This window comes from Peribacillus asahii, from assembly GCF_003570725.1.
GTDB classification, from domain to species: domain Bacteria; phylum Bacillota; class Bacilli; order Bacillales; family DSM-1321; genus Peribacillus; species Peribacillus asahii.
The window spans coordinates 24,254-34,594 of record NZ_QWVS01000009.1; the positions used below are offsets into that span (position 1 = coordinate 24,254).

Annotated in this window: 8 protein-coding genes and 1 pseudogene; 7 read left to right on the plus strand and 2 right to left on the minus strand. The window is 41.9% G+C overall.

Annotated elements, in window-relative coordinates; translation table 11 throughout:
- The first annotated feature begins 49 nt into the window (after nt 1-49).
- From obgE to pheA, 3 genes are all read left to right on the plus strand, one after another.
- Nucleotides 50-1,342 (plus strand): GTPase ObgE, encoded by a 1,293-nt coding sequence (obgE, locus tag D1953_RS04860; protein ID WP_119116038.1) that lies wholly within the window; start codon nt 50-52, stop codon nt 1,340-1,342.
- Between the two features lie 26 nt (nt 1,343-1,368).
- A complete protein-coding gene (locus tag D1953_RS04865) occupies nt 1,369-1,818 on the plus strand; it encodes an ACT domain-containing protein (RefSeq protein WP_119116039.1) in 450 nt (149 codons plus the stop codon).
- 200 nt (nt 1,819-2,018) lie between these two features.
- Nucleotides 2,019-2,894 (plus strand): prephenate dehydratase, encoded by an 876-nt coding sequence (gene pheA, locus D1953_RS04870; protein WP_119116040.1) that lies wholly within the window; start codon nt 2,019-2,021, stop codon nt 2,892-2,894.
- Between the two features lie 38 nt (nt 2,895-2,932).
- On the opposite strand, the gene D1953_RS04875 is transcribed toward pheA, so the two are convergent.
- Together D1953_RS04875 and D1953_RS04880 are read right to left on the minus strand one after the other, a co-directional pair.
- On the minus strand, nt 2,933-3,469 hold the full coding sequence (locus D1953_RS04875; RefSeq protein ID WP_119116041.1) for a transcription repressor NadR: 537 nt from the start codon (nt 3,467-3,469) through the stop codon (nt 2,933-2,935).
- Nucleotides 3,470-3,506: 37 nt separating this feature from the next.
- Complete coding sequence (locus D1953_RS04880) at nt 3,507-4,631, minus strand: IscS subfamily cysteine desulfurase (protein WP_182480505.1); 1,125 nt, start codon at nt 4,629-4,631, stop codon at nt 3,507-3,509.
- A gap of 161 nt (nt 4,632-4,792) precedes the next feature.
- Between D1953_RS04880 and nadB the strand changes: the two genes are divergently transcribed.
- From nadB to safA, 4 genes and pseudogenes are all read left to right on the plus strand, one after another.
- Nucleotides 4,793-6,379 (plus strand): L-aspartate oxidase, encoded by a 1,587-nt coding sequence (gene nadB / locus D1953_RS04885; protein ID WP_119116043.1) that lies wholly within the window; start codon nt 4,793-4,795, stop codon nt 6,377-6,379.
- Nucleotides 6,360-7,208: a carboxylating nicotinate-nucleotide diphosphorylase gene (nadC, locus tag D1953_RS04890; RefSeq protein WP_119116044.1), complete on the plus strand. Its 849-nt coding sequence runs from the start codon at nt 6,360-6,362 to the stop codon at nt 7,206-7,208. The genes nadB and nadC overlap by 20 nt, the downstream gene beginning before the upstream one ends.
- On the plus strand, nt 7,208-8,311 hold the full coding sequence (nadA, locus tag D1953_RS04895) for a quinolinate synthase NadA (RefSeq protein ID WP_119116045.1): 1,104 nt from the start codon (nt 7,208-7,210) through the stop codon (nt 8,309-8,311). Before nadC ends, nadA begins: the two co-directional genes overlap by 1 nt.
- Nucleotides 8,312-8,513: 202 nt before the next feature.
- A pseudogene (gene safA, locus D1953_RS22150) lies at nt 8,514-8,658 on the plus strand (SafA/ExsA family spore coat assembly protein); the annotation flags it as partial.
- Between the last annotated feature and the right edge of the window lie 1,683 nt (nt 8,659-10,341).

Here is a 10,341-nt window from a genome sequence, read left to right on the forward strand (position 1 = left end):
ATGATGCATACAGCAAGATAGTACATATAGAAAACAAGGAAGTGATAGCATGTTTGTCGATCAAGTCAAAGTGTTTGTAAAAGGTGGAGACGGCGGTAACGGAATGGTTGCATATCGTCGTGAAAAATATGTACCAAAAGGTGGCCCAGCAGGCGGAGATGGGGGCAACGGAGCGAACGTTGTGTTTGAAGTAGAGGAAGGTTTACGAACATTAATGGATTTCCGTTATCAACGTCATTTTAAAGCGCCGCGTGGCGAACATGGAATGTCAAAAAATCAACATGGTAGAAACGCACAGGATATGGTTGTAAAAGTTCCACCAGGTACGGTTGTTATTGATGATGATACGAAGGAAGTAATTGCCGATTTAGTCGAGCATGGACAGCGTGCCGTTATTGCTAAAGGCGGTCGCGGCGGTCGCGGGAACTCTCGTTTTGCTACTCCAGCTAATCCTGCTCCAGAGATTGCTGAAAATGGTGAGCCAGGGCAAGAGCGCTATATTGTAATGGAATTAAAATTACTTGCTGATGTAGGGTTAGTTGGTTTTCCAAGTGTAGGAAAATCGACATTGTTATCTGTTGTTTCAGCAGCGAAGCCAAAGATTGCTGAATATCACTTTACGACGATTGTACCGAATCTAGGTGTAGTTGAAACAGAAGATAATCGAAGCTTTGTAATGGCTGACCTGCCAGGTTTAATTGAAGGGGCATCGGAAGGTGTTGGACTCGGTCACCAGTTTTTACGCCATATTGAAAGAACAAGAGTCATTGTTCATGTGATTGATATGTCCGGACTTGAAGGTCGCGACCCTTATGAGGACTATCAAACGATTAACAAAGAGCTGCAGGAGTATAACTTGCGTTTAACTGAGCGTCCGCAAATTATTGTAGCAAGTAAAATGGATATGCCAGATTCAGAAGAAAATTTGGCGGCATTTAAAGAGAAATTACAAGAAGATTATCCGATTTTCCCAATTTCAGCTGTAACACGAGAAGGAATTCGGGAGCTGTTGTTTGCGATTGCGGATAAGTTAGAAGAAACACCAGAATTCCCGCTGGATCATGATGAAGATGCAGATAAAGGGGTTCACCGAGTATTATATAAACATGAAACGCAACAAGATGAGTTTGACATTACGCGCGAGCCAGATGGCAGCTTTGCTGTTTCTGGATTTAAAATCGAGCGTCTATTTAAAATGACGGATTTCAGTCGTGAAGAATCTGTTCGCCGTTTTGCAAGACAGCTTCGTTCATTCGGAGTGGATGAAGCTCTTCGTCAAAAAGGAGCAACAGATGGTGATATTGTTCGTATTCTAGAATATGAATTTGAATTTGTTGATTAATAACGGTTGGCAGAGGGGGAAGGTAAGTGAACGGCATTGATAAGAAGTTTTTCCTCGTTCGCGAAGATGTCCTTCCAGAGGCTATGAAGAAAACGTTAGATGCTAAGGAAATGCTTGAACGCGGTAAAGTAGAATCTGTGTGGGAAGCAGTTCAGCGTGTGGACCTGAGTCGAAGCGCTTTTTATAAATATCGCGATACGGTATTTCCCTTTCATACCATTGTGAAAGAAAAGTTGATTACGCTCTTCTTTTATCTTGAAGATCGTTCAGGCACTTTGTCAGAGCTATTACGAGTCGTTGCGTTGTCTGGCTGCAACATTATGACGATTCACCAAACGATTCCTTTGCAAGGACGTGCCAATGTTACGCTTTCTTTAAATACGGCTGGAATGACGATGGACATTGATGAATTACTTACCACATTTCGAAAAATGGAGTTTGTTGAAAAAGTTGAAATATTAGGAAATGGTGCGTAATGATGGAGCCCGTGCATATCAATTGTACGGGCTTTTTTTGCGTATAAAGAAGAAAGGGGAGATAATTGTACGGGGATAAAGTATTGTAAAAAGTCTGAAAATAGCATAAAATAAAGGGATATATTTAATGGTAAATAACGATAACAGACCTGTAAATAGGGTAAATAGCTATATTGTCGTGAAAAAAGGAGAGTTTTTAGATGTCGCACAAAATTGCTTTTCTCGGACCTAAGGCTACATTCACAGATTTAGCGGTCTCTCGGCTTTTTCCGAATGAATTAAAAATGCCAAAGGCTACGATTCCAGATTGTATCGATGCTGTTCAAGAAGGAGAGGCTGATATTGCTGTTGTTCCGATTGAGAATGCATTAGAAGGTTCCGTTAATATTACAATTGATTACTTAATTCATGAGGTTCAGCTTCCGATTCAGGGAGAGGTAATTACACCAATTCAGCAGCATTTTATGGTGCATCCAGACCAGGCTGTAGCTGGTTTTAAACCAGAAACGATTTACTCACATCCGCATGCTATTGCACAGTGTCATAAATTTTTACATAAGGAATGGAAAGGTATTCCATGTGAAGAAGTGACATCAACAGCAGCGGCAGCGAAAATGGTTAGTGAGCAACCGGAACGAAAGATTGCTGCGATTGCGAATGAATTAGCAGCTGAGGAATATGGATTAACGATTGTTCAACATAATGTTCATGATTATTCTTATAATCATACGAAGTTCATTGTCGTGTCGAAGGAGAGTGTCGACTATAAAGGGCATGTAACGGTTAATCGAGGGTGGAAAACAACGCTGATGGTGATGCTTCCTGCCGATCATTCCGGGGCCCTTCATCAAGTACTTTCGGCGTTTGCATGGCGCAAATTAAACTTATCCAAAATTGAATCCCGCCCAATGAAAACGGGATTAGGAAATTACTTCTTTATTATTGATGTGGAAATGGCGCTCGATGAAGTGCTTATTCCAGGTACTATTTCTGAATTAGAAGCACTTGGCTGCAAGGTTTCTATTCTTGGAAGTTATCCGAGCTTCGCTGTGGAGACAGCTGTGAAGATGGGATAAGGAAAACCCTCATTCGTATTGAATGGGGGTTTTTACATTTACTCTACAAGAATATTGGCTTTTTTTAAGACAGCTTCCGCTTCATCTAACAGCTCTTCTGATGATGCACTTAATGTATGAAGATGAATACCATCGGTTAGCTCTAGTAAATAGGAAGCATTTGTTTCTGACATTTTAGTAAGAAATTGTTGAACGTCTTTGCGGCTGCTAACCATAATAGATGCTGTTAAATCGCCGTATATCGGATGTTCAATGCTTACATTTTTAACAGTTACCCCGATATCAACAAGTAAGTTCAGCTCCTCCTCTGTACGTGAAGGCTCATGGTGACAGGCGACGGTACGCTCATAATTTTGCGTTTTGTTTGCTGTATGCATATATAAATAGCCCTGGCTTGTTGCGATAATCGGTTCATTTCGAGCCTTTAGAAGTGTGATGTCACTCACAATTACTTGTCGGCTAACGTTAGCTTGTTTTGAAAGCTCACTTCCTGTAATAGGCCGGTCACTTGATTGGAGAATTTGCAGTAGTTGCAATCGTCTTTCTTCACCGAGTAACTTTCTTTTTGTATCCATGTAATCTCTCCTCAATGTTTAAAAACGAATAATTATTTTATTGTACCACAGCTTGAACAAAGTTTTCGGCTAATTTTTTCACATCTGCTTCTGTCGTCATTTTGCCAAATGAAAGGCGAATAAGCTGATGTGCTTCCTCAATGGTTTTCCCCATAGCAAGCATCATTTTGGAAGGCTCCTGCTTATCAATTTGGCAAGCACTTCCTGTAGAAATAGCTAATCCACGTCGATTTAATTCAATCATTATATATTGTCCTTGCAGTCCTGAGCAGGTTAACGCAAGAATATGCGGCAACTGGCTTCTTTTTGATTCTATGACTTCAAAGAGTACGTTTGATTCCTGCAGCAGCTCAATGAATTGCGTACGTAAGGTGGATATGCGTGCTAATTCCTGATCGAGCTGGTTTGCTAGCTTTGTAGCAGCTGTCACAAAAGCGGCAATTCCTGGAACGTTGACAGTACCAGCTCGAAAGCCATATTCATGTGTCACATTTGGAAGCGCCGGTTTTAGTTTATGTTTATTGGGAAAAATAACCGCTCCGACACCTTTTGGACCATATACTTTATGGCTGGAGATTGCCATGCTGTCACAAGCTCTGCTAATCGATTGTAATGGCAGTTTAGCAAAAGATTGGACACAATCGACATGAAGAAAGATATCTCGGTTGTGTAAGAGTGTTCGTATATTTTCAATTGGTTGTACGACTCCTGTTTCGGAATTAACATGTTGAACGATGATGAGGCATGTTTGTTCCGAAAGCTGGGTTTCTAAATAATTAAGATCTATTGTGCCATCTTGTAGATGCTCAAGGTACGTAATATGATAGCCGTTGTTTTTAAGTTTTTCAACATATTGATAGATGGAGGCATGCTCCGCTTGGCTGACTAATATATGGTTTTTATGTGGATGTTTAGATGCCAATAAGGTGTCAATCGCAAGTACATTGCTTTCAGACCCGCCGCTTGTAAAAATCACATGCTCTTTTTCAACGTGTAGTAGTGCAGCGAGCTGTTGACGTGATACATCAAGCAGCTTGGCAGACTGGGAGCCGCAATCATGAAGGCTGCTTGAATTTCCATAAAACTGCTGTGAAGCATCTACCCATACTTTTAAAGCATCAGAATCAATTGGTGTTGTTGCTGCGTAGTCAAAATAAATCAAAATAGTCACATCCACTTCATAGTGTAGGATTAGGTTATAGAAAGTGTTTATCTTTCTTAACGCCGTTATTTAACAGGTCTATTCTAAAAAACTCTTGATTATAGTTTAATAATGTGTAAATATATGTGTCAAGACACTTGTTAAATCAAGGAGCGGTAAAAATGAATAAAATGGAAGTCATTATCGTCGGCAGTGGAATTGCAGCATTAAAAACAGCAATAGAAGCGAGTGCAACCAAACATGTGATGCTTATCACAAAATCTAAGCTTCGCCATAGCAACTCGTATTTAGCACAAGGTGGAGTTGCTGTTGCTATGTCTAAAGAGGATACACCGATTTCCCATAGAGAAGATACGATTCAAGCAGGCCGTTATTATAACAATGCAACAGCAGTAGAAGCATTAGTGCAAACAGCTCCTGTTGCTATTTCAGAACTAATAGCATCTGGGATGGAATTTGATCGTAATTCAGAAGGCCATCTTATGCTTGGGATGGAAGGTGCTCATAGTGAGCGTAGAATTCTTCATAGTCACGGTGATGCAACTGGAAAATACATCATTGAGCATTTGCTTAGAGAGTTGGCTCTTTCGAAGGTGGAAGTGATGGAAGATACAGCAGTCGTTGAGCTCATAATGGGGGATGATGCTTCCTGTATTGGCGTTAAGATAGTGAATCATGAAGGCCATCTTCAAACGATGTGTGGTGAACATATTGTGTTAGCAACCGGCGGATGCGGGTCATTATTTCAGTTCACGTCTAATGCCAGCACCGTATCTGGAGACGGAATTGCTCTAGCTCTTAAAGCAGGAGCGCGTATTCGTGATATGGAGTTTATTCAATTCCATCCGACTTTATTATATTGTAACGGTAAAACGCAAGGACTTGTATCTGAAGCTGTTCGCGGTGAAGGAGCAAAGCTTGTAACAGAATCAGGAAAAGCGATTATGAAGGATGTTCATGCTTTAGCAGATTTAGCGCCACGCCATATTGTCGCGCAAACGATTTACTCCTATATTGAACGTGGAGAAAACGTGTATTTAGATATCTCGATGATTTCTAATTTTAGGGAGCGTTTTCCAACAGTCGCTGCCCTTTGCTTGAAAAATGGAATCCACCTTGAAGAAGGAAAAATTCCTGTAGCTCCCGGCAATCATTTTTTAATGGGCGGAATTGAAACGGATGGGAAGGGGCGAACTTCTGTCGAAGGCTTATATGCCGTTGGAGAAGTCGCTTGTACAGGTGTTCATGGTGCCAATCGTCTTGCTAGTAATTCGTTATTAGAGGGGTTAGTTTTTGGGAGTACTCTCGGTCGCTATTTGCAGCAAGCTCCTCAAAGAGTATTACCTCAAGAAAAGAAAACGTTAAAAAAGACTAGTCCTGGTTTAATCACATTGCCTGAATTAGCGGATATTCAAAAACATCTTATGCATTATGCGGGTATTGTTCGGAATGCGAAGGATCTTGGCCGCTTAAAAGCCTGGTTGGAATCATTTCAGATTGATTGTTTGCTCGAGCTAGCATGTGAGAATGCTTCCATCCATGAGTTAGCAAAAGTGAATGCGATTATTGTCTCATGGTTGATTGCTGAATCGGCATTAGCAAGGCAAGAAAGCAGAGGTGGTCATTTCCGAAGTGATTATCCAATAGAAAATGATGCGGTTTGGCTGGATACTTCCATAATATTAGATCGTCATGAAGTAATAAAACGTTTGAAAGGAAGCGTTGTATATGAATTTATTAAAGCTTAGGCAATTATTAGAGCAATTCTTTATTGAAGATATCGGCGAACGCGATGTGACGAGCGACACTTTATTTCCAGTTGAATCACAAGGCACGTTAACATTTTTGGCAAAAGAAGCTGGTATTTTCTCGGGAGGAGATGTTATTAAAACAGGCTTTACGATGTTAGATTCAACCATTGAAATTGAGTTGTTTGTAAGAGATGGTGAATCGTTTGAAGTTGGTCAAAAGCTTGCGCAAATGACGGGGAGTATGGCCGCTCTTTTGAAGGGAGAGCGAGTGGTGCTGAATTTAGTCCAACGAATGTCGGCCATTGCGACAGAAGCTAATAAAGCAGTGCAAATATTAGACGGAACGAAGACGAAGCCCTGTGATACAAGAAAGACAACACCCGGTCTACGTATGTTAGAGAAGTATGCCGTCCGATCTGGCGGGGCTTTCAATCATCGCTATGGCTTGTATGACGCGGTTATGATTAAAGATAATCATATTTCCTTTGCCGGTTCGATTACAAAGGCTGTTGAGATTGTTAAAGCGAAGCTCGGTCATACAGTTAAAATTGAAGTCGAAACAGAGTCAAAAGAGCAAGTGATTGAAGCAGTTCAGGCTGGTGCTGATATTATTATGTTTGATAATCGAACACCAGAGGAAATTAAACAATTTGTTCAATTAGTTCCGCCTCATATTGTGACAGAAGTATCGGGAGGAATTACGTTAGACAATTTAGCTTTGTACCGAGATTGTGGAGTAGATATGATTTCGTTAGGATGCTTAACGCATAGTGTACGTGCGCTTGATATTAGTGCCAAGGTAAGAGAACGGGAGGGTGTGTATTAATGAGTTTATTAGAACAAGCGTTAGTCTCAACAGCTTTACCGGAAGTATATAAAACGATGACAACAGAAGAAATGGAAGCGCGTGTTTGGGAGATAAAAAAACAGCTCGGATCCCGTTTGTTTATTCCAGGGCATCACTATCAACGTGAAGAAGTGATTCAGTTTTCTGATGCTACAGGTGATTCCCTGCAGCTTGCTCAAATTTCTGCGGCGAATCGAGAGGCAGAATTCATTGTCTTCTGTGGTGTACATTTTATGGCAGAAACAGCGGATATTTTGACGACGGAAGAACAAACAGTTATCTTACCGGATATGCGTGCAGGCTGTTCGATGGCGGATATGGCGGATATTCATCAAACAGATCGAGCTTGGGTAAAACTGCAACAGTTGTTTGGTGATACAATTCTTCCTTTAACATATGTAAATTCAACAGCAGCGATTAAAGCGTTTGTCGGTAAAAATGGAGGAGCAACCGTTACCTCTTCAAACGCGAAGGAAATGGTATCTTGGGCGCTATCTCAGAAAGAACGGATTTTATTTTTACCTGACCAACATTTAGGGAGAAATACTGCTTATGATTTAGGAATTCCTTTAGATCAGATGGCGGTATGGGATCCACATAAAGATGAATTAATTTATGAAGGGAATATCGAGAATATTAAAGTATTGCTTTGGAAAGGTCACTGCTCCGTTCATGAAAACTTTACGACTGCTAACATTGAAGAACTGCGTAAAACACAACCAGATATGAGAATTATTGTTCATCCCGAATGTCGCCGTGAAGTAGTGGCCATGGCAGATGATAATGGCTCAACCTCTTATATTATTAACGCTATTGAACAGGCAGAACCGGGCAGCTCATGGGCAATTGGAACGGAAATGAATCTTGTTAAACGATTGATGGCTAAGCATCCGGATAAAAATATTATCTCTTTGAATCCGAATATGTGTCCATGCTTGACGATGAATCGAATCGATTTGCCGCACTTACTATGGTCTCTTGAATCGATTAGCAAAGGGCAAGTGATTAATCCAATTAAGGTAGAAAAAAACATTGCCGATGATGCCATTCTTGCATTAAATCGAATGTTACAACATAAATGATCATAAAGAAGGCCTGAATTGAACATGATTCAGGTCTTTTTATTGTTTCGTGTAGGTTCCCTTTGGTTGAAATTCGAAGGTGAAATGTATATAAATTTTTCATAAAGTCTTTCCTTCAGGCATAAGTTTTGATGATGAAATATTATCAATTTAATAATCGCTTCATAGTATATATGGACATATGCACAGGAGGGATTGCAGCGTGAAAATTCATATAGTCCAAAAAGGCGACACGCTTTGGAAACTGGCTAAAAAGTACGGTGTCAGCTTCGAAGAATTAAAAAAATTAAACACACAGTTAAGCAACCCGGATTTATTAATGCCGGGTATGAAACTAAAAATACCAGGTTCAGCTGGCAACGTGAAGAAAGAGGCAGTCAAGCCGAGCCAAATTGTTCATAAAGGAGTAAAGGAAGCGCAGATTCCTTCCGCTCCACCACAAGTTTCTAAAGAGGAAGAACAACCTATTATGCAGTTAAAGCCAAAGGAAGAGAAGCAGCCTATTATGCAGCCAAAGCCGGTTGAGAAAGAAAAGCCAGTCGTTGTTCAAGAAGAGGTACCTATTCCTGAACCGGTCATCCTGCAGGAGGATATGGCGAATAATTATACGTTAAGCATGAAGGAGATGCAGGTTACACCTGTACCTGAGGCGAAGGAAGAAGTAAAAATTCCTGAGGCACCGAAGCCCCCAGAAATTCCGCAAGCTCCACCTGTTCAGATTGAATCGATGGTACAGCAGCCTATTGAGACATGTATTCCGGTGACACCAATTTTGCCGGGAACAGGATTTTGTTATCCGCCTCCACCGCCAATCCCGCAGCAATGGATGCAGGGGCAATGTGAAGAGGGACAAATGAATCCACAAGTCTATGAAGAAAGTCCAGATGTTTTGGGAGAATTCGCTATTCAAGCTCCGGTGAATGCTAACGGTGTGGCTGGTGCGAGTATGCCAGGCATGATGCAGATACCGACATTTAATCCATATTCAGGAGGATTCCCACAGCAGCCAGCACAGCAATATGATGGATATGAATCAATGAACATGCAGCCTTCAGCACAGTCGTACGTACAGCCTGCTTACCAAGAAGAAGCAGAGGATTGTGGATGTAGTAAAGGCACTATAGGAACATATGGACCGGATAAAGGGAAGAACCCCTATCCGCAAGCAGTTTATCCCCAACCGAATTTTTCTAATGCATCCTATCAACAACCGCAAAATTATTCGTCGTATCAACAACCACTTCCAGGCACACCGTACCAGCCTCCATTTGGGGGAACGCAAGTACAGCCTACTTACCAAGAAGAATCGGAGGATTGTGGATGTAGTAAAGGCTCTATAGGAACATATGGGCCGGATAAAGGGAAAAACCCCTATCCGCAAGCGGTTTATACTCAGCCAAGTTTTTCCGATGCAACCTATCAGCAGCCGCAGAATTATTCGCCGTATCAACAACCACTTCCAGGTACACCGTATCAACCACCATTTACGGTTGCACAAACGCAGCCATCGTATCAACAGCCAGGTGAGCAAGTAGAGCCGCCGTCTCAGCCGTCATTTGGGGGAATGCAAATGCAGCCATCGTATCAACAGTCAGACGAACAGGCAGAGTCACCGTCCCAGCCGTCATTTGGGGGAACGCAAATGCAGCCATCATATCAACAACCAGGAGAACAGGCAGAGCCGCCGTCTCAGCCGTCATTTGGGGGAACGCAAATGCAGCCATCGTATCAACAGTCAGATGAACAGGCAGAGTCGCCATACCAGCCGCCATTTGGAGGAACACAAGTACAGCCATCATATCAACAGCCAGGCACCCAAGCGCCGCCGTTGTATCAGCCATCATTCGCAGGCACGCAAGCACAACCATCATATCAACAGTCAGATAAACAAGCGCCGCCGTCGTATCAGCCATCATTTGCAGGCACGCAAGCACAACCATCATATCAACAGCAGCCAGGCACCCAAGGGTCGCTGTCGTATCAGCCGTCATTTGGAGGAACGCAAGTACAGCCCCCGTATCAACAACAGC